At 63.8% G+C, this 22,173-nt stretch carries 18 protein-coding genes; 9 read left to right on the forward strand and 9 right to left on the reverse strand.

Annotated features, from left to right (window positions below; all coding sequences use genetic code 11):
- Positions 1-10: 10 nt before the first annotated feature.
- The 5 genes from COW1_RS11650 to nosR all read right to left on the reverse strand — a co-directional run bounded on the left by COW1_RS11650 (position 11) and on the right by nosR (position 7,395).
- A complete protein-coding gene (locus COW1_RS11650) occupies positions 11-838 on the reverse strand; it encodes an ABC transporter permease (protein WP_096364265.1) in 828 nt (275 codons plus the stop codon).
- Positions 826-1,752, reverse strand: coding sequence for an ABC transporter ATP-binding protein (locus tag COW1_RS11655; RefSeq protein WP_201344300.1), 927 nt, complete (start codon positions 1,750-1,752; stop codon positions 826-828). The genes COW1_RS11650 and COW1_RS11655 overlap by 13 nt, the downstream gene beginning before the upstream one ends.
- 79 nt (positions 1,753-1,831) lie before the next feature.
- Entirely contained in the window at positions 1,832-3,109 is a 1,278-nt protein-coding gene (locus COW1_RS11660; protein ID WP_242466426.1) for a nitrous oxide reductase family maturation protein NosD, read from the reverse strand.
- 274 nt (positions 3,110-3,383) lie between these two features.
- Complete coding sequence (nosZ, locus tag COW1_RS11665) at positions 3,384-5,234, reverse strand: TAT-dependent nitrous-oxide reductase (RefSeq protein WP_201344302.1); 1,851 nt, start codon at positions 5,232-5,234, stop codon at positions 3,384-3,386.
- 34 nt (positions 5,235-5,268) lie between these two features.
- A complete protein-coding gene (gene nosR, locus COW1_RS11670) occupies positions 5,269-7,395 on the reverse strand; it encodes a transcriptional regulator NosR (RefSeq protein WP_242466427.1) in 2,127 nt (708 codons plus the stop codon).
- Positions 7,396-7,880: 485 nt separating this feature from the next.
- Between nosR and metH the strand changes: the two genes are divergently transcribed.
- Positions 7,881-11,669, forward strand: coding sequence for a methionine synthase (gene metH / locus COW1_RS11675; RefSeq protein WP_201344304.1), 3,789 nt, complete (start codon positions 7,881-7,883; stop codon positions 11,667-11,669).
- Positions 11,670-12,008: 339 nt separating this feature from the next.
- On the opposite strand, the gene COW1_RS11680 is transcribed toward metH, so the two are convergent.
- Positions 12,009-12,818 (reverse strand): PEP-CTERM sorting domain-containing protein, encoded by an 810-nt coding sequence (locus COW1_RS11680; protein WP_201344305.1) that lies wholly within the window; start codon positions 12,816-12,818, stop codon positions 12,009-12,011.
- A gap of 273 nt (positions 12,819-13,091) precedes the next feature.
- Between COW1_RS11680 and COW1_RS11685 the strand changes: the two genes are divergently transcribed.
- Positions 13,092-13,904 (forward strand): DUF2189 domain-containing protein, encoded by an 813-nt coding sequence (locus COW1_RS11685; RefSeq protein WP_201344306.1) that lies wholly within the window; start codon positions 13,092-13,094, stop codon positions 13,902-13,904.
- 17 nt (positions 13,905-13,921) lie between these two features.
- Here the strand turns inward: COW1_RS11685 and COW1_RS11690 are convergent, their stop codons facing one another.
- The gene (locus tag COW1_RS11690; protein WP_201344307.1) at positions 13,922-14,155 is read right to left on the reverse strand and encodes an ATP-binding protein; all 234 of its coding nucleotides are present in this window, start codon (positions 14,153-14,155) and stop codon (positions 13,922-13,924) included.
- 325 nt (positions 14,156-14,480) lie between these two features.
- Here COW1_RS11690 and COW1_RS11695 point away from each other — a divergent pair, with 325 nt between their 5' ends.
- The 3 genes from COW1_RS11695 (at position 14,481) to COW1_RS11705 (ending at position 16,004) form a co-directional block, all read left to right on the forward strand.
- Positions 14,481-14,687 carry a cold-shock protein gene (locus COW1_RS11695; RefSeq protein ID WP_096364248.1) on the forward strand — a complete coding sequence of 69 codons (207 nt, stop codon included), beginning with the start codon at positions 14,481-14,483 and terminating at the stop codon, positions 14,685-14,687.
- 116 nt (positions 14,688-14,803) lie between these two features.
- The gene (locus COW1_RS11700; RefSeq protein ID WP_201344308.1) at positions 14,804-15,328 is read left to right on the forward strand and encodes a DsrE family protein; all 525 of its coding nucleotides are present in this window, start codon (positions 14,804-14,806) and stop codon (positions 15,326-15,328) included.
- A 115-nt stretch (positions 15,329-15,443) separates the two neighbouring features.
- Positions 15,444-16,004 (forward strand): hypothetical protein, encoded by a 561-nt coding sequence (locus COW1_RS11705; protein ID WP_201344309.1) that lies wholly within the window; start codon positions 15,444-15,446, stop codon positions 16,002-16,004.
- 116 nt (positions 16,005-16,120) lie between these two features.
- Here the strand turns inward: COW1_RS11705 and COW1_RS11710 are convergent, their stop codons facing one another.
- Together COW1_RS11710 and COW1_RS11715 are read right to left on the reverse strand one after the other, a co-directional pair.
- The gene (locus COW1_RS11710; RefSeq protein ID WP_197702973.1) at positions 16,121-17,533 is read right to left on the reverse strand and encodes a Glu/Leu/Phe/Val dehydrogenase; all 1,413 of its coding nucleotides are present in this window, start codon (positions 17,531-17,533) and stop codon (positions 16,121-16,123) included.
- Positions 17,534-17,689: 156 nt separating this feature from the next.
- A complete protein-coding gene (locus tag COW1_RS11715; RefSeq protein ID WP_157745241.1) occupies positions 17,690-18,358 on the reverse strand; it encodes an OmpA family protein in 669 nt (222 codons plus the stop codon).
- Between the two features lie 236 nt (positions 18,359-18,594).
- Between COW1_RS11715 and COW1_RS11720 the strand changes: the two genes are divergently transcribed.
- The 4 genes from COW1_RS11720 to COW1_RS11735 all read left to right on the forward strand — a co-directional run bounded on the left by COW1_RS11720 (position 18,595) and on the right by COW1_RS11735 (position 22,146).
- The gene (locus COW1_RS11720) at positions 18,595-18,888 is read left to right on the forward strand and encodes a GIY-YIG nuclease family protein (RefSeq protein WP_231971546.1); all 294 of its coding nucleotides are present in this window, start codon (positions 18,595-18,597) and stop codon (positions 18,886-18,888) included.
- A 284-nt stretch (positions 18,889-19,172) separates the two neighbouring features.
- Complete coding sequence (locus COW1_RS11725) at positions 19,173-20,084, forward strand: hypothetical protein (protein ID WP_096364240.1); 912 nt, start codon at positions 19,173-19,175, stop codon at positions 20,082-20,084.
- 101 nt (positions 20,085-20,185) lie between these two features.
- Positions 20,186-21,181 (forward strand): response regulator, encoded by a 996-nt coding sequence (locus COW1_RS11730; protein ID WP_096364237.1) that lies wholly within the window; start codon positions 20,186-20,188, stop codon positions 21,179-21,181.
- Positions 21,182-21,183: 2 nt separating this feature from the next.
- A complete protein-coding gene (locus COW1_RS11735; protein ID WP_096364235.1) occupies positions 21,184-22,146 on the forward strand; it encodes a diguanylate cyclase in 963 nt (320 codons plus the stop codon).
- Positions 22,147-22,173 lie beyond the last annotated feature (27 nt).

Raw genomic sequence — 22,173 nt, forward strand, 5'->3', positions numbered from 1 at the left:
GATGCGGAATTCACAGCGCACGGCGGGCAAAGCGCCACTGCGCCAGCAGCAGGGGAACGACGATCCAGACCAGCAGCAGACCGAGCAGCGCAGCCGGCTGGAACCAGGGGCCGACCGCGATATGGGTCAGGCCGGTATAACTGCGGGCTGCCTCGAAGCCGACGAAATTGACCAGGCGGAAGATATCGGTCGGATTGAGCAGCAGCAGTCCGGCCAGCCAGCCCCCCTCCTGCCCCCCGGCCATGACCAGCGCACCCAGCAGCAGCAGGTCGAAAATCAGCACGAACCAGAACCAGACCAGCAGCGCCACGCCGGCGGCGACCGACTTCTCGCCGGCCCAGGCGCTGATCAGCTGCGCCAGCGCCAGGAACACGCAGCCCAGCAGCCAGGACGACAGAATGAACAGGCCGAAGGCCCGCCATACCCCGGCATCGCCGAGCTCCCCGGCGGCGCCGGCCACCAGCAGACCGGCGGCGCCGAAGCCGATGACCGTGGCGGTGGCGAGGATTGCGGCATGGCCGGCGAACTTGCCCAGCAGCAGCTGGCCACGGGTCAGGGGATAGGTCAGCAGCAGCAGCAGGGTCCCCTGCTCTTCCTCGCCCACCAGGGTGTCATAGGCCAGCATCAGCGCCACCAGCGGAATGATGAAGATGGCCAGGCTGGCCAGGCTGACGATGGTGGTGGACAGGCTGGTCACGCCCACCGCCCCCGAAGCGGCACCGCCGAAATACGACAGTCCCACGGCGAAGGCGGCCAGCAGCACGGTGATGGCCAGGATCCAGCGGTTGCGCAGGCCGTCGCGGTATTCCTTGATGGCGACCGTGATCAGGGCGTGCATGGCGGCGCCGCTCCACTGCGGTTGAAGTGGGCATAGAGGTCTTCCAGCGCGGGCTGGATGAGCTCGAAATCGGTCACGCCGGGCAGCGCCAGCAGGGCGCGCACGGCCTCCAGCTTGCGCTCCGGATCGCCCTGCAGTTCCAGCACCGGCCCGGGCGGACAGGGCGCGAAGCCCAACGGCCGCAGCAACTCCACGGCCTGGTCGCGGTCCGGCTCACCCTGCACGCGGATACGCAGCGGCAGGCGCGCGCGGTCGCGCAACTCGGCCAGACTGCCCAGCGCCAGCAGGCGGCCGCGGCCGAGTATGGCGGCTCGGTCGATGTGCGCCTCCACGCCCGGCAGGACATGCGAGGAGATCAGGATGGATACACCCTGTCCGCGCAGATCGTCGATCATGCGGTAGAACTCACGCGTGACCTGCGGATCCAGTCCGGCGGTGGGCTCGTCCAGCAGCAGCAGCCGCGGCCGGCCGAGCAGGGCCTGCGCCAGACCGATGCGCTGGCGCATGCCCTTGGAATAGGTGCGGATGCGCCGATCGGCGGCAGCGGACAGACCCACCCGTTCCAGCAGCTCATCGACCGCATGCAGCGCCGCCCCCTTGAGTCGGGCGAAATAGCGCAGCACCTCGCGCCCGGTGAGCTGAGGATAGAAACTGACGTTCTCCGGCAGGTAGCCGAGCGCGCGACGCAGACGGTCGCTGGCATGCCCGGTCGGACTCTCACCCAACACCCGGATGTCGCCCTGCGTCGGCGCGATCACGCCCAGCACCAGTTTCATACTGGTGGTCTTGCCGGCACCGTTGTGGCCGAGCAGGCCCAGTACCTCGCCGGGCTGCACCTTGAACGACAGGCCGTCCAACGCCTTGAAGCCGGCGTAGTCCTTGGTGACGTCGGTGAATTCCAGCGGCGCGGTCATGCGGTTGCTTCCGGCAGTGGTACTGGGAACGCAGAGGACGCGGAGTCGCAGAGACGCAGAGAAACACATGGAATATTCGTCATGTCTCCGCGCCTTTGCGTCTCTGCGTCCTCTGCGTTGTTGCCGCACCCGTTCGCGCGTCCTCCGGCGGGCGCATCAACGGATGGCTGTCGCGCACGCCCTGGGGCTTGAACACCGGGAACTGGCGCTGCACCCAGCGCAGGGTCTCGATGGCGGGGCTGCTCATGAGCACCCGTGCCATGGGATAGCGCCACAGCAGCTTGTCGACGGCGTCATTGGGCTCGTAGGGACGATCGCCGATGCCGTCGGCATTCATGTCCCAGCCCAGGTAGTCGCTCCAGAAGTTGCCGCGGCCCTCATCGGACCATTCCTGTTCGCGTGTGGCGACGTATTTCACCTGCACCCGGTTGCGAACAAAGGCGTTGCTGTGAATGGCATTGTTCTCTGAGCCCGCCGTGAGATGAATGCCGATATCGGCGTCCTCGAGCACGTTGCCGGTGATCTCATTGTATTGGGCGTTGTAGATGAACAACGCCTTGCCGTCGGCCCCGGCGATATCGTCGCCCCCGGTGACGAAGGCCCGCCCGGTGCGGGTACCCTTGACATGATTGCCGCTGATACGGCTGTCCACGATATAGTTCATCAGGATACCGTAATTGAGGTCGTTCTCCGAGACATTGCCCCTGACCTCCAGGTGCTTGGACTGCATCAGGGCATAGCCGGTGCGCGTGTTGCGGGTATGGTTGCCAATGACCTCGTTGTTGTAGGAGTACATGTAGTGAATGCCGTAGCGCAGGTCCTGCATGTAATTGCCTTCCAGCCGGTTGTACTGGCTGGTGTCGATGTAGATGCCGTCACGGGTGCCGCTGATTCGGTTGCCCCGGACCAGACCGTCATGAACGGCGAACAGGTGTATGCCGTTGCCGTTGTCCTGGGAACGCAGTTGCGGCGCGCCCTGGATGCGGTTGTCGATGACCTCGGGGGCCCTGCAGCCATCGAGCCAGAGACCGAAGGCGTTATTGTCGAAGCGGTTGCCGATGACACGCAGATTTCCGGCACTCTTTTCGGCGAAGATGCCGGCATTCATGTCGGTGAGGTTCTTGCCGGAATTGCGGATAGTCAGACCCCGGATCGTGACATCCGGCGCCCTGACGCGGATCACGTCGCCGCTGCCATCACCGTCCAGGATCGCCTCGCCCTTACCGTCCAGGGTCAGCGCCCCGGATATGACCAGATTGCCGGTATAGGTGCCGGCCGGGACCTCGATCACCGCACCCGGCCCGGCAGCATCCAGACGCTGCTGCAGGGTCTGCATGGGCTGGGCGAACGCGGGCATCACGCTCAGCACAAGCGCGAGACACAAGGACCATGAATGAAGACAGGGAAAATCGACCAAGGAGCCACCTGGCACAATAACGTCATCCCGGCGTATGCCGGACAAAAGCGCGAAGCGCGTTGAACGCCTTTATGCCCCATGGGTACGCAGGGCGGCCCGGAGGGCGAGCAACGCGAGTAATCCACAGACCGCTGCGGCCGATGGATTCCGGCTTTCACCGGAATGACGAAGGTAGAGAACTACGCGGGCATGTTCATGCCTCTCGAACCGGTCGTCACGCCGGCTCGACGAACATCCGCCCGCGCATCTCCATATGCAGGGCATGACAGAACCACTGGCAGTAGAACCAGTGCGTTCCGGCCTTGTCGGCAGTGAAGGTCACCGAGGAGGTCTGCTGCGGCCCGATCTCCATGGCAACGCCGTGGTTGATCACAGTGAAGCCGTGCGTGAGATCCTCGATCTTGTCCACATTGGTGATGGTCACGGTCACCTCGTCGCCCTGTTTGACAGTAAAACTCTCCAACCCGAAATTGGGCGCGGCCGATGTCATGTAGACCCGCACCTTGTTGCCGTCGCGGATCACCTTGTTGTCCTTCTCCAGGGTGATGCCGTCCTTCTTCGCCCGCTCCAGGCTGGGTGCGAACATAGGGTCGTCCCGGTCCCAGAGCTTCTTGGTGCGGATCTTGCTCCGGTGCACGATGATGCAGTCGTGCGGTTCGGCGAAGGCGGGGCCGTCATGCACCAGCTTCATCTCGTCGCCCGAGATGTCGATCAGCTGGTCGTTCTCGGCGCGCAGCGGCCCGACGGGCAGGAACCGGTCCTTGGAGAACTTGCACAGCGACATCAGCCATTTGCCGTCGGCCTCGTTGGTCTCGCCCATGCTGGTGTGGTTGTGGCCGGGCTGGTAATGCACGTCCAGCTTCTGGCGGATGTAATTGACCTCCTCGCCCTGGTAGGCACGGATGGCATCATCCACATTCCACTTGGCGATCTGGCTGTCGATGAACAGGGTGGTGTAGGCGTTGCCGCGGCCGTCGAATGCGGTGTGCAGCGGCCCCAGACCCAGTTCCGGTTCTGCCACCACCACGTCGCGCTCCTCATTGAGCTTGCCGGCGAACAGGTCATCCAGCTTGTCGATGCTGATCACGGTCACAGTGGGCGAGAGCTTGCCGTTGGCGACGAAGTACTTGCCGTCGGGCGAGGTGTTCAGGCCGTGCGGGCTCTTGGGGGTCGGGACATAGGCGGTCAGCTTCGAGCCGTGACGGCCGTCGACCACCGGCACGTCCGAGTCGCCCAGGGTGATGAAATCGCCGTTCTTCACCGCCGCCTCGATGCGCGGGATATTGAATACCACCACCCAGTCGCGCTCGTTGCGCATGGTCTCTGGCAGGGTAAAGCCTTCCTCGGAGTTGTAGCAGGTGGAGGCCGCATAGGTGCCCTTGTAGTCGGCATCGGTATTGTCCAGGTTGCCATCGACGATAACCTGCCAGGCCACCTCCATGGTCTCGGCGTCCACGGCATTGAACATGGTGTAGTACTTGTCGTTGTCCAGCATGTTGCTCCCGTCATTGGGATGCGGCATGCGGAACTCGGCATTGCAGAACACATACTTGGTCTTGGGCGCCTTCTGCGGCCGCAGACCGTGGATGGCCTGGACATTGGGGATGGTGGTGATCTTGTCGGTCTTCATCACGTCGCAGCGGATGCGCGCCACGCGCGTGTTGGCCTTGTCGTTGATCCAGACGTACCTGCCGTCGTAGGTGCCGTTGGTGAAGCTCATGTGCGGATGGTGGGTGTCGCCGTTGAGCGGCGCGTTCTCACCCAGGATGGCCTTGGACTCGTTGGTCTGACCCCAGCCGGTGGCACCGCAGTAGTTGAACACCGGGATGCGCATCAGTTCACGCATGGACGGGATACCGATAATACGCACCTCGCCCGACTGGCCGCCGCTCCAGAAGCCGTAGTACTCATCCAGCTCGCCCGGACCGACGTGCGCCGGATTGGATTCGGCCGCCTCTGCCGGCCGGAAACTCAGCGAGCCCATGCTCATGCCGGCCGCGCCGGCGGCCGCCGCACCCAGGAAACCGCGTCGGGTAAGGCCAAAATGATCCGAATTGCTGCTCATCGTCGCACCTCCATCATGGTGTGTTTTTGTTGACTCACTGCGAGCCGGACGTGGACCCGGCCGGCTCGATCTCCAGGGGCAGCCCGCCCGGGCCGCTACCCTTCTGATCCTCTCCCTGCTGCTGCCGCTGGCGCCGGGCGGCGCGTTCGCGCTTCTTGCGCTTCTCGATCAGCGGCGGGCACTTGTGGTTGTCCCAGTAGGTGATCTGGCAGTCCATGCAGAAATGGCACTCGTCCATGTTGATCTCGCCGGTATGGTGAATGGCCTGGATCTCGCATTCGTTGGCACAGATCTGACAGGGGTTGCCGCATTCCTTGCGCCGGCGCAGCCAGAAGGTGAGGCGGAACTTCGCCGGCACGGCCAGGGCGGCACCCAGCGGGCACATGTACTTGCAGAAGAATTTGCAGTTGAAGGCCGAAATCACCACCAGCCCGAGGGCGTAAAGCACGAAGGGCAGGTCACGGTCAAAGCGCAGCGTGATGGCGGTCTTGAACGGTTCGATCTCGGCATAGCGCTCGGCCTGGCCCAGCGACTGCAGCGAGACGCCGAACAGCACCAGCAGGATGATGTACTTGATGCCCCACAACCGGTCATGCACCACCTGCGGCAGCTGGTACTGGGGCACCTTCAGCTTGCGGGCGATTTCGTTGGTCAGTTTCTGCAGCGCGCCGAACGGGCACAGCCAGCCGCAGTAGACCCCGCGCCCCCACAACAGCAGCGCGGCCGCCACGAACACCCACAGGATGAACATGGTGGGGTCGATCAGGAAGGTGCTCCAGCTGAAGTCCTGGTGCAGGATGGCGCCGGTGAAGGTAAAGACATTCACCACCGACAGCTGACCCAGCAGGTACCAGCCGATGAAGAACAGGGTGTAGACCAGGAAGCCGTTGCGCAGATAGCGCATCAATTTCGGGTAACGCACCAGCCAGTCCTGCAGCGCCATGATCAGGGTCAGCAGCACCAGGCTGCCCACCAGCACGCCGATGCGGAATTTGCGCTCCTGCCAGACCGTCATCCACATGGGAACGGGCTCCTCCGCCTCGACGATCTCCGGTTCAGGCCGCTCGATATAGGCCTCGGGTATCTCGTAGGTGGAGGCAAAGCTGGTGAACACACTGTCCAGCGGCCCGGTCTGACGCCGTACCAGCAGTTCCACCTCCCACATCGCACCGGGGTTGAACTCGTGCTCGGCGCGGACAACGAAGATGGCCATCTCGTCCATCTCCGGCATGCCCGGCAGGAAGGTGTCGTTGAGGCGGTAATGATCCAGGTCACGGAAGGCGATTTCATGATCGCCCTGGCGCAGATGGATGCGGTCGAAGATACCGCCGCGCACATAACCCGAGCCCTTGAAGGAATAGATACCACGACCCATGACGGCAACGGCGTGTTCGCCCGGTTCGAGCTCCGCCATCAGCCAGTTGTACTGGCTTTCGCCAAGCAGGTTGCGGCCGATGGTGGGCGGATTGAGGTGGCCATAATAGAGATCGATGAAGACCTGGTCCTGCTCTCCCTGGCCGGCGGCATCCACGCCCTCCGCCTCGGTACCGGCGAAGGCCGCATCCACCTCGCCGCGGGTAATCAGCATGCGGCGGATGGCGCCGTTGCCGGTCAACTCCTTCCAGTCCGAGTCACGGTAATACTCACTGCGCACCCGTGCCGGCTTGCGCCGGGCCTCACGTACCGCCTCGATCAGACCGTACTCGGTCGCGACCTTGCGCGCGGCCTGGATGATGACCTCGTTCATCACCATCACCGTGACCGTGGCACCGGTGACGGCGTCGATGTTGACATAGCCTTCGCGCGAACCGGCGCCGACCTTGAGCCGGTCCTCGACCGACTTGCCGCGGTACTGGTCGGTGAAATCATCCAGGCTGGATTCGGGGATGCCCACCAGCAGAATGGGCTCGTGATGCTCGATCACCCGTACCCCGGTGATGTTGCCGCCCAGGTCCAGCCCCACCAGCATATCGATGGGCTTGCCGGAATAGGCCGGAATGGGCGCGATGGGCAGGGTACGGAAGACATAGCCCAGTTGACGGTTGCCCTGGAACACCTTCGCCACCGGCGGCTCGCCCTCGTATTCGCCGAAGCCGTCGGATTCGGGAAAGAACTGCTTCACCAGGTCGGCATCAGGCAACGCCGCCTGTGCCGGCCGCATGCAGAGCAGCGCCAGCAAAAAAAAGACGAAAAGAGTGACGCCCCGGTCCCCGGGCATAGTGGCTGGAATCACGTCCCGCATTATTCCTGTTGGTTGCGATTGCGGCCGCAGTATGGCCCGCAGCCTCCCCACGGTGTATGACCTGAGTCAAATGCCGGAGGCAACGGTTCGTAATTGAGGCATATGACTTATATTAAACCTAGACTATACCTGGTAAATGTCGAGCCACAAACACCAACGCGGTCCTGGTGTCCGGCCGCGCCGAACGCCTCGTGGAACATTAAATACCTTGTTTCACGAAGGGGCACAGGGCTGGCCTTGCGGCGACCGTTGCAAGTTGGTTTTTATTCCACCGCTTCAGTCTGTTAGGGACCCTCAGGGTGGCTTGCAGGCGGGTCTCGATGTGACTCCATCCGCCCCGGATGTTAGAATTGTCGAAATTTTCCTTAAATTTCCCAATCATTTAGCAACCAAGAGACTGACGCATGAAGACATTCAAGGAAAGTCTCCAAGAGCGAATCCTTATCCTCGACGGTGCCATGGGCACCATGATCCAGAGCTACAAGCTCGAAGAGGCCGACTACCGCGGCGAGCGCTTCAAGGACTGGCCCTGTGACCTGAAGGGCAACAACGACGTCCTGCAGCTGACCCAGCCCCAGATCATCCGCGACATCCACACCGCCTACCTGGAGGCCGGCGCGGACATCATCGAGGCCAACACCTTCTCCTGCACCTCCATCGCCATGGCCGACTACCAGATGGAGGACCTGGCCTATGAGCTGAACAAGGCCGGCGCCGAGGTGGCGCGCGAAGCCGCCGACGCCATGACCGCGAAGACCCCGGACAAGCCGCGCTACGTCGCCGGCATCCTGGGGCCTACCAACCGCACCGCGAGCATCTCGCCGGACGTGAACAATCCGGGCTTCCGCAACGTCAACTTCGATCAGCTCAAGGACGCCTACTATGAGAACGTGCGCGGCCTGGTCGACGGTGGCGTCGATGCGCTGCTGATCGAGACCATCTTCGACACGCTGAACGCCAAGGCGGCTGTATTCGCGATCGAACAGTATTTCGAGGACACCGGCAGGGAGAAGCTGCCGGTCATCATCTCCGGCACCATCACCGACGCCTCCGGCCGCACCCTGTCGGGCCAGACCGCCGAGGCCTTCTTCAACTCGCTGCGCCACGCCAACCCGGTGTCGCTGGGCTTCAACTGCGCCCTGGGCGCGAAGGAGCTGCGCCAGCACATCGAGGAGCTCGCCGGCATCGCCGACTGCGGCGTGAACGCCCACCCCAATGCGGGCCTGCCCAACGAGTTCGGTGAATATGACGAGTCGCCCGAGGCCATGGCCGCGGAGATCCGCGAGTGGGCCGAGAGCGGATTTCTGAACATCATCGGCGGCTGCTGCGGCACCACGCCCGCGCACATCCAGGCCATCGCCGAGGCCGTGGCCGAGTTCCAGCCGCGCGAAATCCCGCAGCATGACGTCGAGACCATGCGCCTGTCCGGCCTGGAGCCCTGCAACATCACCGACGACTCGCTGTTCGTCAACGTCGGCGAACGTACCAACGTCACCGGCTCGGCCAAGTTCAAGCGCCTGATCCTGGATGAGAAATTCGACGAGGCCCTGGAGGTCGCCGCCGATCAGGTGGAGAACGGCGCCCAGGTCATCGACGTCAACATGGACGAGGGCATGCTCGACGGCGAGGAGGCGATGGTGAAATTCCTCAACCTGATCGCCTCCGAGCCCGACATCTCGCGCGTGCCGGTGATGATCGACTCCTCCAAGTGGCACATCATCGAGGCCGGCCTGAAGTGCATCCAGGGCAAGGGCATCGTCAACTCCATCTCCATGAAGGAGGGCGAGGAGGAATTCATCCGCCAGGCGAAGCTGTGCCGCAAGTACGGCGCGGCCGTCATCGTCATGGCCTTCGACGAGGAAGGCCAGGCCGATACCAAGGAGCGCAAGGTCGAGATCTGCTCCCGGGCCTACAAGCTGCTCACCGAGCAGATCGGCTTCCCGGAAGAGGACATCATCTTCGACCCCAACATCTTCGCCATCGCCACCGGCATCGAGGAGCACAACAACTACGGCGTGGACTTCATCGAAGCCACCCGCGAGATCAAGCAGAACCTGCCGCACGCCAAGGTCAGCGGCGGCGTCAGCAACGTCTCCTTCTCCTTCCGCGGCAACAACCCGGTGCGCGAGGCCATCCATGCCGTGTTCCTGTATCACGCCATCAAGGCGGGCATGGACATGGGCATCGTCAACGCCGGCCAGCTGGCCATCTACGACGATCTGCCGGAGGAGCTGCGCGAGGCGGTCGAGGACGTGGTGCTCAACCGCCGCGACGACGCCACCGAGCGGCTGCTGGATCTGGCCGACAAGTACAAGGGCGAGGGCGGCACCGCCGAGAAGAAGGAAGACCTCGAGTGGCGCGAATGGCCGGTCGAGAAGCGCCTGGAACACGCCCTGGTCAAGGGCATCGACGCCTATGTCGAGGAGGACACCGAGGCCGCCCGCCAGAACGCCGAGCGCCCGATCCACGTGATCGAGGGCCCGCTGATGGACGGCATGAACGTGGTCGGCGACCTGTTCGGCGAAGGCAAGATGTTCCTGCCGCAGGTGGTCAAGTCCGCCCGCGTGATGAAGAAGGCCGTGGCGCACCTGATCCCCTTCATCGAGGCCGAAAAGTCCGAGGGCCAGCAGGCCAAGGGCAAGATCCTGATGGCCACGGTGAAGGGCGACGTGCACGACATCGGCAAGAACATCGTCGGCGTGGTGCTGCAGTGCAACAACTTCGAGGTCATCGACATCGGCGTGATGGTGCCGGCGCAGAAGATCCTCGACACCGCGCGCGAAGAGAACGTCGACATCATCGGCCTGTCCGGCCTGATCACGCCCTCGCTGGACGAGATGGCGCACATGGCCAAGGAGATGGAACGCGAGGGCTTCGACATCCCGCTGCTGATCGGCGGTGCGACCACCTCGCGCGTGCACACGGCGGTGAAGATCCAGCCCCACTACACCCGCAACGCAACCGTCTACGTCAAGGACGCCTCGCGCGCCGTGGGCGTGGCGCAGAACCTGGTCTCCGAGGCCAACCGGGACAACTACGTCGCCGAGATCAAGGCCGAGTACGAAAAGGTGCGCGAGATGCACGCCGGCAAGAAGGCCAAGACCAACTGGGTCAGCCTGGACGCCGCGCGGTCCAATAAGACCAGGGTCGACTGGGAAGGCTACGCCCCGACCCGTCCGGCCGCCCTCGAGCAGGGCGCCGACGCCGCGGCCGCCGACAAGCCCCGGCCGGAACTGGTCCATGGCGACGGCTACAGCGTGCTGCGCTTCGACGACTACCCGCTGGAACAGATCGCCGAGTACATCGACTGGACGCCCTTCTTCAAGACCTGGGAACTGGCCGGCAGCTACCCTAAGATCCTGGACGACGAGGTCGTCGGCGAGCACGCCCGCTCGTTGTTCGATGACGCGCGGAAGATGCTCACGCAGATCATCGACGAGAAGTGGCTCAAGGCCGCCGGCGTGTTCGGCCTGTTCCCGGCCAACCAGGTGGGCGACGACGACATCGAGCTCTACACCGACGATGAGCGCAAGCAGTCGCTGATCACCCTGCATCACCTGCGCCAGCAGAACCAGAAGCCGCCGGGGCGGCCCAACCAGTGCCTGGCCGACTATGTGGCGCCGAAGGACAGCGGCCTGAAGGACTATGCCGGCGCCTTCGCCGTCACCGCCGGCATCGGCATCGATGCGCACGTGGAGCGGTTCGAGCAGGAGCACGACGACTACCGCTCCATCATGCTCAAGGCCCTGGCCGACCGCCTGGCCGAGGCCTTCGCCGAGTTGCTGCACGAACGGGTGCGCAAGGAGTTCTGGGGCTACTCCGCCGACGAGGCACTGGACAACGACGCCCTGATCAAGGAAGCGTACAAGGGCATCCGGCCGGCACCCGGCTACCCGGCCTGCCCGGACCATACCGAGAAGGCACTGCTGTGGAAGCTGATCGACCCGGTGAACAACGCCGGGCTGGCGCTGACCGAATCCTTCGCCATGGTGCCGACCGCGGCGGTGAGCGGCTGGTATTTCGGCCACCCCGAGGCGCGCTACTTCGGCGTGGGCAAGGTCAACCGCGATCAGGTCGAGGACTACGCCGAGCGCAAGGGCATGAGCCTGGAGGAGGCCGAGCGCTGGCTGGCACCGAACCTGGGCTATGACCCGGACGAGGCCCCGACCGAGCAGCAGAAGGCCGCCGGCTGAGGCCGCGGCCACGGCCCAATGCGAAGCCCGCCCTTCCGGCGGGCTTTTTTATGGTTCTTCGCAGATTTGCGGGGTTGCTCAAGAGTCGCTGCAGCCCCCACAGGTAAACCAAGCCAGCATCCGTCATTGCGGCGCAGGCCGCAATCCAGAGGCCGCCGAGTTATCTGGATCCCGGCCTTCGCCGGGATGACGGCTATGGGTTACCGACCTGCCGGCTGGGCTGGTTCGCTTGCCTTGCCCGGAAATGCGCGATGAACCTTTTTTATGCCTGCGACAGGCCCGTCCGGACATAAAAAAACCCCGTTCTGACGAACGGGGTTTTGTGGCTGCATCCGCTGCTCAGCGGCTGGCGGCCTTCCTGCCGGCTGCGCCCATGCCCAGCAGCCCGACCGCGATAAGTGCCAGCGTGGTCGGTTCGGGGATGGTCTCGCCGCGACATTCAGGCGCATCGGGGTTCTGCGTGCAGTCCGTTGAACGGATCGCACTGTAGAGCACCTGTGCCTGCGAGTAGTTGTAGAACCCGAAGCTGCCATCGGAGAAGCTGGACACGCCGGCCACATCCGCCGGAGTGATGCTGATCTCGGTGGTGCCGTTGACGCTCACCTCGATCAGGTTACTGGTGAAGATGATGTTGAAGGCATAATCGATCAGGTCGGTGTAGCCGGTGTTGCCCAGGCTGTTCGCCCGGGTGATCAGGTCCACTTCACCGGCCGTGTGCTGCCAGTAGGAGCCGCCCGTGCCCGTGGTATTGCCGTTGGAGCCGTTGGTGACATGGGAGATAGCCAGGCCCTGGCCCCAACCGGCCTGGTCGCCCTGCTTCCAGTCGATGAGGTAGAAATCGGCACTGGAGGAAAAGATCTCGCCGCTGTTGTAGCCGAGCACGAAGCCGATGAAATCGTCATCGCCTTCGGCGCCGACCCGGATATTGCCGCTCAGGGCCGTGCCCTGGCTACTGGTGGCGCTGGGATCGAAAAAGACCGTGGGCGCACCGTTGACGGTCTGCAGCACCGAATCATTGCCGGCCTGGACATTCCAGGAGGAACTGCCGCCTTCGGCCGTCCAGCCAGTGAGGTCCACGGCGACGGCATGGGCCTGGACGGAAGCCAGCACCCCGGTTGCCGCCAGGGCCAGTGTTGTTATCAGTTTCATTTCGGTTTCTCCTTGCTGGCACCAGGGCTGCGGCCCGGGTGAAATACTAGTGAACTGCTCACCATGCATGAATCATGCAGAAACCTCAGCATACTGATATTCAAGATAAAATTTTATTCGACCGAAAAGGATTGTAAAAATTACTGACATTGATTCCACTCCACCGGAGCCTGGTCCGCCCCGGCGGCTTGAATTTCACCCCACCTCGACCGATTCTCTGTCTGGATAACCCTGTCGGGATTACAACCGAATATCACAGACGGCGAGGTCAGCATGGACGAGCAAGAGGATGGGCCTGACATCGACGCCCTGCCCTTCGCCGCCCCGGCGCGCAGACTGGAACCCACCGCCCCGCTGTGCTGGCTGCGCGCCGGACTGGAAGACATGCGTCGCGCCCCGGTGCTGAGCCTGGGCTACGGGGCGGTCATGGCACTGCTCAGCGCCCTGATCGCGCTGTTGAGCTGGCGTTTCGGCGCCCTCGGACTGTACCTGGGACTGGCCACCGGCTTCCTGTTCGTCGGCCCGGTACTGGCGCTGGGGCTGTACTCGTTCAGCTGCCAGATCGAGGCCGGCCGGCGCCCCGTACCCGGCTACTGCCTGCGCGAGGGCGGGCGGCACCTCAAGGATCTGCTGATCTTTTCCACGGTGCTGCTGGTGATCTTTCTGATCTGGGCCCGGGCGGCCACCATGGTGCATGTATTCTTTCCGGTGCAGGGGGATTACAGTCTGCGCGATCTGGCCGGCTTTCTGGCCATCGGCAGCGCCGTCGGCGCGGTATTCGCCGCCGTGGTGTTCACGGCCAGCGCCTTCTCCCTGCCGATGATCATGGACCGCAGGGTGGATGCGATCACCGCCGTGATCACCAGCGCCAACGCGGTGCTGCGCAACAAGGCCGCACTGCTGGTCTGGGCGCTGATCATCTTCTTCTGCGTGCTGCTGGGCTTCGCCACCGCCCTGTTGGGCTTCGTGTTCCTGCTGCCGCTGCTGGGGCATGCCACCTGGCACGCCTACCGCGATACCATCGACGCCAGCGCCTGGCCGGCACATGAACCCCTGCCCGGCATGCCCGCTGCCGATCACCGGTAGCTGCGGCGACGGCGGGGCTACATGCCAACCAGTTCCGCATGCACGCCGCGCCCCGTGACCAGCTGCAGGATCTCCGCGGCGGTGACGCACCTGGCGTTGTAGGTCACCAGCATCATATGCGGTCGATTGTCGGGCACATCGGCACTGGTGACGCAGCTGTTTTCCCTGACCGCCGCCTCCAGCCGCTTGAGGGCGTCCCGGTCCAGGGTCTCGTCCAGGTGTATCAATACGTCAGCGATTGCATCCGCCATGACCGTACCTCCCGCGTGATGGCCTGCCTTCAACCATAGGCCCGATGCCGGGATTATCCCAATAAATATCACTGATCCTGCGGTCGATGCACGACACAATCCCGGGAGGCAGCGGGTCGAAATTTTTACTTGCATTTTTCGATAATCGTGTATACTTCAGGGCGTGGTCGCCCGAGGGCACCCGCCGTCCTGCGGCCACGAAAAGAATTGGTTGCACGTTCGTTAGGTCATCCAGAAGCGCCCTCTTGGTTACTCCTGCACCTTGCCTTTCTCGACCTGCAATTAGATTCACAATTTTGAAACATGATTTACTGAGGTAATTTACATGAGTACTGGTACTGTTAAGTGGTTCAACGAGTCCAAGGGTTACGGCTTCATCTCGCCGGCAGACGGCAGCGATGACGTGTTCGTGCACTTCTCCGCGATTCAGGGCAGTGGCTTCAAGACCCTGGCCGAAGGCCAGGCCGTCAGCTTCGACGTGGAGCAGGGGCCGAAGGGCCTGCAGGCTGCCAACGTGGTGGCCCAGGGCTGAACCCCGGACCACTGCGGCGCATGCCAAACCCCGCCAACCGGCGGGGTTTTTTTATTGCCCGGCCGTTACGGCGGACTATGCTTGCCGGTACAGCCCCATTGCCCCGGGAGCCCATCATGAACCTGCCGCGCACCTTCGTCGCTCTCACCCTGCTGCTCTGGCTGTCGCCGGCGGCAGCGGAGTCAAGCCCCGCCGGCGCCCGTTTCGAGCAGACGCCTTACGGCGAACAGAAGGTAATGTTCGATTTCTACTTCGACGAACCGGCCAAGATCAACAGCGCCCTGTACTGGCTGCGCTCCTTCATGAACCCCCTGACCGAGGCGCCCTATGGCCAGGCCCCGGAATTCATGAACATCAAGGTGATCATCCACGGCACCGAGATTGTCACCGTGGCCCGGCACAATGAGGAGAAATACCGGGATGCCGTCGCCCGCATGCGCTACTACGCCCAGCTCGGCGTGGAGTTCCGGGTGTGCGGCCTGGCGGCCGAGGATTACGGCTACCGACGGGAGGACTTCCAGGATTTCATCGTGATCACACCGTCGGCGATCACGGAACTGGCCCACTGGCAGCAGCAGGGCTATGCCCTGATCACGCCGCAGGTGCTGGAGCGGCGTCACAGCATCGAGTCGATTCGGTAGTTCTTTGGCAGTGGCGATGTCAACGCAGAGAACGCGGAGACGCAAAGGCGCAGAGAAATTCGATTTCATTGCCTTTGCGTCTCCGCGTCTCTGCGCACTCTGCGTTATTGCCGCCATGGCAGTGGGTCTGGCGGGCTGCGCCACGCAGGCGCCGCGCGGCACCGCCAGCCCCTGGTATCCCCCGCCGTTGGGCACCCGGGTGATCCTGCCCGAGGCGATCACCATTCCGGCGCGCTCGGCACGGGTGTATTTACAGGACGGCTGGATCACCGGGCGCGGCGTGAATCATTTCGCCCCGCACTGCCAGCTGGAGGTCAACCGGGTCAGCGATGCCCCGCAGACGGTCCCGGCCGGTGAGTTCACTGTCACGGATGTGCAGCGGCGCATCAGCGAGGTCGTGGACAGCCGGGCCGTCCAGGTCGCCGGACGAATCGGCATCGGTATCGGTATCGGCCTGTTCGGCTCGGACGTGGGCGATATCATGCAGGCCTGGCACATGCGGCTGCATGCGGATGGCCGGGCGGACGTGCGCGCCCTGATCTGCGGCGGGGCCTTCGATCATCCGTCCCAGGCGCAGACGCCCAGCATCGACCAGATGCGCCGCGCACTGGGCCGGCACGTCATACTGGAACTGCCCCGGCAGGACAACCCGCAGGCGGATGGAGCGAACCGGTAGGATGGGTGCAGGCGCCTGCGCCGCAACCCATCATGCTTCCGCCCGGCCACAAAGGATTGCGATGGGTTGCGCTGCGCTTTACCCATCCTACACCACCAAACCTCCTCACTCCTGACTCAGAACAGCCCCACGTCCAGATAGGACCGCGCGATCTTGCGGATGGACACGGCATAGGCGGCCGTGCGCAGGTCGTTGATGGTCTCGCCCTCACGCAGGGCCTCGCTGATCTCCTGATAGCCCATACGCATGCTGTCATCCAGGCCGGAACGCACCAGGTCCACCTCGTCGGCGCCATGGGCGATCCGGTTGCGCATCTCGTCGGTGATACTGGCTCCGGTCATTTCCTCCAGGAAAGCGGCCATCTGGTGGCCGCGCACCTCGTCATGGCGGCGCTGCATGCGCCCGAAGCGGATATGGGAGATATTCCGGATCCATTCGAAATAGGACACGATCACACCACCGGCGTTGGCGAAGGCATCGGGAATGATGACCACACCGCGCTTGTTCAGCACCTCGTCGGCGCCGTAGGTCACCGGCCCGTTGGCCGCCTCCACGATCATCCGCGCCTGGATGCGCTCGGCATTCTCCAGGGTGATCTGCCCCTCCATCGCCGCCGGGATCAGGATATCGCATTCCTTCTCCAGCACCGCCGCGCCGTTCTCCTCGAATGTTCCACCGGGGAAGTTGCGCACCGTGTGGTGCTGGATGATGTGATGGTAGACCTCTTCCACATTGAGGCCGGCATCATTGATCAGGGCACCATCGCGTTCGATGATGGCGGTGATCAGGGCCCCGTCCTCCTCGGACAGAAACTTGGCGGCATGATAGCCGACGTTGCCCAGCCCCTGGATGACGATGCGCTTGCCGTCCAGGCCGCCGTCCAGTCCGGCACGCCGGACGTCCTTGGAATGACGGAAGAATTCGCGCAATGCGTACTGCACACCGCGACCGGTGGCCTCGACCCGGCCGCGGATGCCGCCGTGATGCACCGGCTTGCCGGTCACGCAGGCGGTGTAATTGATGTCCTCGGGATGCAGCTGCTTGTAGGTGTCGGCCATCCAGGCCATTTCGCGCTGACCGGTGCCGATGTCGGGTGCGGGGACGTTGGTGGAGGGATTGAGAAAGCCCTTGCGCACCAGCTCCAGGGCGAAGCGGCGGGTGATCAGTTCCAGCTCATCGCGCTCGTACAGAGTGGGGTCGATATTGAGCGCCCCCTTGGAGCCGCCGAAGGGCACATCCACGATGGCGCACTTGTAGGTCATCAGTGCCGCCAGCGCCTCGACTTCGTCCTGGTCGGCATAGGAGGCGTAGCGGATCCCGCCCTTGGCCGGCAGGCGATGGGTGCTGTGAGTGGCGCGCCAGCCGGTGAAGACCTCGATCTTGCCGCGAATCTTGACCGGGAACTGCACCTGCAGCACTTCGTTGCAGGCCTTGATGGCGTTGGCCGTGCCCGCATCCAGACCGACCGCGCTGATCGCGCGATCGACCATCAGGTTCACACTCTCGCGAAAGGTAGGCTCCTGTTGCATGTTGTTATTCCTTTTCCGCCCGGTTTGCCGACACATTAATTCAAGCCGGGGTCGGAAGAAAGCGCCGAGGCGGCGCCGGAACAAAAAACGCCGCCCGTTTCGTGAACGGGCGGCGTCATGCGTAACCCGCGCCCGATGGCGCGGATGACAGCCGGCCTAACGCTCCGGCTCGACGACCTCAAAGGCGGAGAACTCGATCTCGGTGCGCCGGTTCGGCCCCAGGCAGTCGATCAGCGCCTGCCCGCGCATGCCCGCGCACTCCTTCACCGGGCTGGACTCGCCCATGGCGCTGACCTGCAGGGCCTGAGCGGGCACCCCCTGCTGCACCAGGTACTGCTCAACCGCGTGGGCGCGGTCGCGCGAGAGCTTGAGGTTATAGTCCTCGGCGCCGATACGGTCGGCATGCCCCACGATATGGATACTGGGGTCGCGGGCCTGCTTGAGCGTCCGGGCAATTTCATTGAGCTTGTCCATCCCCTCACGGGTCAGGACCGCCCGGTCGAACTCGAAGTAGGTATCCGAGCTCAGATTGATGCGCCGCAGCACCGGTTCCGGTGCGGGCTCCATTGCCGCCACCTCGGTTTCCGCCGGCTGCTCTGCTGCGGCCAGCCCGGGCTCGCACTCCATGATCGCCAGGCTTTCCGACCAGCCCGAGGTATGCACGCATTCGCCATAGTCGCTGCGGACGATACCGCCGGCGCTTTCCGAGACATAACCGACGGGCTCGGCCTGCGCCACGGGGACGGCCAGCAGGACCAGTCCCGCACTCAGCACGACGCCGATCCAGGACCTTGAAAGACGACTACACTGGGTTGTATCAAACATGCCTGCATCTCCTTGTGCCTGACCCGTCATCATCCAGTGCCGGCACGTTCCCCGGCATCGGCACAACGACAGGCCATGTTCAGACTGCATGAAAAAAGCCATCTCTCCATTATCGAAACTAGTTCCTGCCGCCCTGCTGTCAATCTGCAGGCCTTGCGCCAGATCAAGCCGGAATGTGATATTTTCGCAACCTGCCGCCGGTTGGTTTCAGGCTGCCATGGAAGTAGTATGTCGGAATGATGGCGCTCACGGACACATCCTGGCAGGTCTACATCATTCGCTGCGCGGGCGGCAGCCTGTACACCGGGATCACCACGGACGTGGAGCGCCGCTTCCGTCAGCACGCTGACAGGCGCGGGGCGCGCTACTTCCGCGGCCGCACCCCCGAAGCCGTCGTCTATCTCGAGGCCGGGCACAGTCGCGCCTCGGCCAGCCGCCGCGAAGCCGCCATCAAGCGGCTGCCGCGCCATGCCAAGCTGCAGCTGCTGACCTCCGCGCACAACCAGCTTACTAATGAGAACGTAAGTTAGATGACACTCAACCATTGTGTGCTCACGCAGGCCAAGGCAACGAAGCGCCGCTGCAGCACTCCTGCAGCAAGCTTCGATAACACAGGCCTGCGTGAGCACACAACGGCCTGTCTTTTTCAAAATCAGATTGTTAGGGGCTTCAAGCCGCATCCGCCTCGGCGTTGCGGTGCTTGGCAAGGGCCGGGCCATTCCCGGCGCACCGCGCCTTGATGCAGACGCGGCTTGAAGCCCTGAGTGTCGTCTAACTTACGCTCTCATTAGTAACGGATAACGGAGGCCGTTCCATGACACCCTTCCGCTCCCTTGCCCTGCTTGCGGCACTGCTGTTGCCGGGTGGCCACAGCCTGGCCGCCGAACCCCGGCCGATGGCGGACATCCACATCCACTACAAGTGGAATCAGAAGGACACCACTCCGGCCCGAACGGCCGCGGACATCCTTGCCAAGCACCATATCGAACTGGCGGTGGTGATCGGCACCCCGCCGGCGCTGGCACTGGAACTGGCGCAACTCGCCCCGCAGCGCATCATTCCCATCTGGAGTCCCTATCGCGACAGCGGCGAGTGGTCGCGCTGGGCCTTCGACAAGGAGGTGCCGCAGCGGGCCCGCGAGGCCCTGGCCGGCGGCCGCTACCACGGCATCGGAGAGCTGCACCTGATCGGCGGCTTCACCCCCGATTGGGACACCCCGGTCATCCGCACCCTGCTGGAACTGGGTGCCGAGTTCGAGGTGCCGGTGATGCTGCACACCGAGTTCAGCCGCAACGACTACCTGCTGGGGCTGTGCCAGGCCCATCCGCAGACCCGCATCCTGTGGGCGCACGCCGGTGCCATCCTCGAACCCGCAGCGGTCGACGCCGTGCTCGCCGCCTGCCCCAATGTCTGGGCGGAACTCTCGGCCCGCGACCCCTGGCGCTATGTACGCCATCCCATCACCGCCGCCGACGGCGCCCTGCTGCCGGAATGGGAGGCCCTGATCCGCCGCTATCCCGACCGCTTCATGGTCGGCTCGGACCCGGTCTGGCCGGTCGAGCAGCTGGACGGCTGGGACCGGGACGACACCGGCTGGGAGGAATACGGCCGCTTCATCGACTTTCATCGCGGCTGGATCGGCCGACTGGATCCCGCACTGGGGCAGAAGCTGCGGCTGGACAACGCCCGCCGATTATTTGACATGCATAGCACTGGCGACGACTGATGCGGCCGCAGCTATGGCCAAGCCGCCGCTACGGGCAGATAATGGCAGCATTCCACCAATAACAAGCACTGTGCCGTTACCGGCAAGACCTTAATGCCCCGATGCCCACGCCCGTCCTGATCTGCGATGACTCCAGCTTCGCCCGCAAGCAGATGGCGCGCGCCCTGCCGGCAGGCTGGGATGTGGAGATCAGCTTCGCCGCCAACGGCGAGGAGGCGTTGCAAGCCATTGCCGCCGGCAGGGGCGACGTGCTGTTCCTCGATCTCAACATGCCGGTGCTCGACGGCTACGAGACCCTGGCCGAGATCCGTCGCCGCGATCTGCCGGCCATGGTGATCGTGGTCTCCGGCGATATCCAGCCCGAGGCACGCGAGCGGGTGCTGGGACTGGGCGCGATGGACTACATCAGGAAGCCCATCGACGCCCCCAAGGTCGAGACCATCCTGAACAAGTTCGGTATCCGTTTCGATGGCAGCGCTGATGCGCCGCGCGAGGTGGACATCGAAATCGGGGCGCTGGACGTGCACCAGGAGATCGTCAACATCGCCATGGGCCGGGCCGCCGACCTGCTTGCCCGCAACCTGGGGGTGTTCGTGAAGCTGCCGGTCCCCCGGCTCAGACTGACCGAGCGCAGCGCCCTGCAGCAGGCCCTCGAACACGCCCCCCACAGCGAGGCCATTTTCGTGGTCAGCCAGGGCTTCATCGGCGCCGGCATCGGCGGTGAGGCGTTGCTCAGCTTCACCGAGTCCAGCTTCAGCCATCTGGCCGAACTCATGCACTACGAGGGCGAACTGGACGCGGCCGCCGAGGTCGAGCTGATCATGGATACCGCCGGCATCCTGATCGGTGCCTGCCTGAACGGCATTGCCGAGCAGTTGGACATCGATTTCAGCCAGAGTCATCCCACCGTCCTCGGACGCCACACCTCCTGGCAGGAACTGCTGCATCCCCGCGCGGACTGCAACGAGCAGATCCTGGTCATAGAGTTGGACTACGCCATCGAGGACCGCGACATCCACTGCGACCTGACCCTGTTCATCAGCGGAGATTCGCTGCAGCTGCTCAATGAGCGCATCGACTACCTGAAGTACACCTGAGCATGGAAAACAAGATCGACATCAAGGAAATCCACTGGCTGATGGACATGCTGCAGACCATCGACGTCGGCCTGGTGGTTCTCGATCGCGATTACCGCGTGCAGATGTGGAACAGCTTCATGGAGAACCACAGCGGCCTGACCCCGGCGCACGTGATGGGCAACAACCTGTTCAACCTGTTCGGCGAGATCCCCGAGGCCTGGTTCAAACGCAAACTGGACATGGTGTTCGAGCTCAACACCCGCGCCTTCACCACCTGGGAACAACGCCCCTATCTGCTGAAATTCCGTACCTACCGGCCCATCAGCTCACCGGCCGAGCACATGTACCAGAACGTCACCCTGATACCGGTAGGCTCGGCCGACGGCCGCATCCGCCACGTGGGCATCATCATCTACGATGTCACCGACACCGCCCTGGGCAAGCGGGAACTGGAACAGGCCAATGCGCAGCTGGCACAACTCTCACGCACCGACCGGCTCACCGGCCTGAACAACCGCGGCTACTGGGAGGAATGCCTGCATCAGGAGTTCGCCCGCTTCCAGCGCAGTAAAACGCCCTGTTCCCTGATCATGTTCGACATCGACCATTTCAAGGCGGTCAACGACACCCACGGCCACCAGGCCGGCGACGAGGTCATCCGCGTGACCGCCGCCACCCTGCGCGAGACCATCCGCACCACGGACATCGCCGGGCGCTACGGCGGCGAGGAATTCGCCATCATCCTCACCGACACCGATGCCGCCTGCGCCCGCTATGTGGCCGAGCGCCTGCGCCGGAAGATCGAAGCGCTGACGGTAAAATACGAAGACAAGGTGATCGACCACACCATCAGCCTGGGGGTGGCCGAACTCGGCCCTGAACTCAGCACACCCCAGCAGTGGCTGGAGCAGGCCGACCAGGCGCTGTACCGGGCCAAGGAAGGCGGCCGCAACCGCAGCGAACTCCACTCCGACCCGGGCTGAGGCTCCGCGGGACCCGTATCGAGCCGC

Origin of the sequence: Thiohalobacter sp. COW1 (assembly GCF_016629505.1) — a bacterium.
Taxonomy (GTDB): Bacteria; Pseudomonadota; Gammaproteobacteria; order Thiohalobacterales; family Thiohalobacteraceae; genus Thiohalobacter; species Thiohalobacter thiocyanaticus_A.

What these genes read in the sequence shown, in the direction of transcription:
- nosR (WP_242466427.1), bottom strand. Translation starts at nt 7,395, where the DNA reads ATGCGGCCGGCACAGGCGGCGTTGCCTGATGCCGACCTGGTGAAGCAG.
- COW1_RS11660 (WP_242466426.1), bottom strand. Translation starts at nt 3,109, where the DNA reads ATGCCCGCGTTCGCCCAGCCCATGCAGACCCTGCAGCAGCGTCTGGAT.
- COW1_RS11735 (WP_096364235.1), top strand. Translation starts at nt 21,184, where the DNA reads ATGGAAAACAAGATCGACATCAAGGAAATCCACTGGCTGATGGACATG.
- COW1_RS11685 (WP_201344306.1), top strand. Translation starts at nt 13,092, where the DNA reads ATGGACGAGCAAGAGGATGGGCCTGACATCGACGCCCTGCCCTTCGCC.
- COW1_RS11725 (WP_096364240.1), top strand. Translation starts at nt 19,173, where the DNA reads ATGACACCCTTCCGCTCCCTTGCCCTGCTTGCGGCACTGCTGTTGCCG.
- COW1_RS11680 (WP_201344305.1), bottom strand. Translation starts at nt 12,818, where the DNA reads ATGAAACTGATAACAACACTGGCCCTGGCGGCAACCGGGGTGCTGGCT.
- COW1_RS11715 (WP_157745241.1), bottom strand. Translation starts at nt 18,358, where the DNA reads ATGTTTGATACAACCCAGTGTAGTCGTCTTTCAAGGTCCTGGATCGGC.
- metH (WP_201344304.1), top strand. Translation starts at nt 7,881, where the DNA reads ATGAAGACATTCAAGGAAAGTCTCCAAGAGCGAATCCTTATCCTCGAC.
- COW1_RS11695 (WP_096364248.1), top strand. Translation starts at nt 14,481, where the DNA reads ATGAGTACTGGTACTGTTAAGTGGTTCAACGAGTCCAAGGGTTACGGC.
- COW1_RS11655 (WP_201344300.1), bottom strand. Translation starts at nt 1,752, where the DNA reads ATGACCGCGCCGCTGGAATTCACCGACGTCACCAAGGACTACGCCGGC.
- COW1_RS11720 (WP_231971546.1), top strand. Translation starts at nt 18,595, where the DNA reads ATGATGGCGCTCACGGACACATCCTGGCAGGTCTACATCATTCGCTGC.
- COW1_RS11730 (WP_096364237.1), top strand. Translation starts at nt 20,186, where the DNA reads ATGCCCACGCCCGTCCTGATCTGCGATGACTCCAGCTTCGCCCGCAAG.
- COW1_RS11650 (WP_096364265.1), bottom strand. Translation starts at nt 838, where the DNA reads ATGCACGCCCTGATCACGGTCGCCATCAAGGAATACCGCGACGGCCTG.
- nosZ (WP_201344302.1), bottom strand. Translation starts at nt 5,234, where the DNA reads ATGAGCAGCAATTCGGATCATTTTGGCCTTACCCGACGCGGTTTCCTG.
- COW1_RS11700 (WP_201344308.1), top strand. Translation starts at nt 14,804, where the DNA reads ATGAACCTGCCGCGCACCTTCGTCGCTCTCACCCTGCTGCTCTGGCTG.
- COW1_RS11705 (WP_201344309.1), top strand. Translation starts at nt 15,444, where the DNA reads ATGGCAGTGGGTCTGGCGGGCTGCGCCACGCAGGCGCCGCGCGGCACC.
- COW1_RS11690 (WP_201344307.1), bottom strand. Translation starts at nt 14,155, where the DNA reads ATGGCGGATGCAATCGCTGACGTATTGATACACCTGGACGAGACCCTG.
- COW1_RS11710 (WP_197702973.1), bottom strand. Translation starts at nt 17,533, where the DNA reads ATGCAACAGGAGCCTACCTTTCGCGAGAGTGTGAACCTGATGGTCGAT.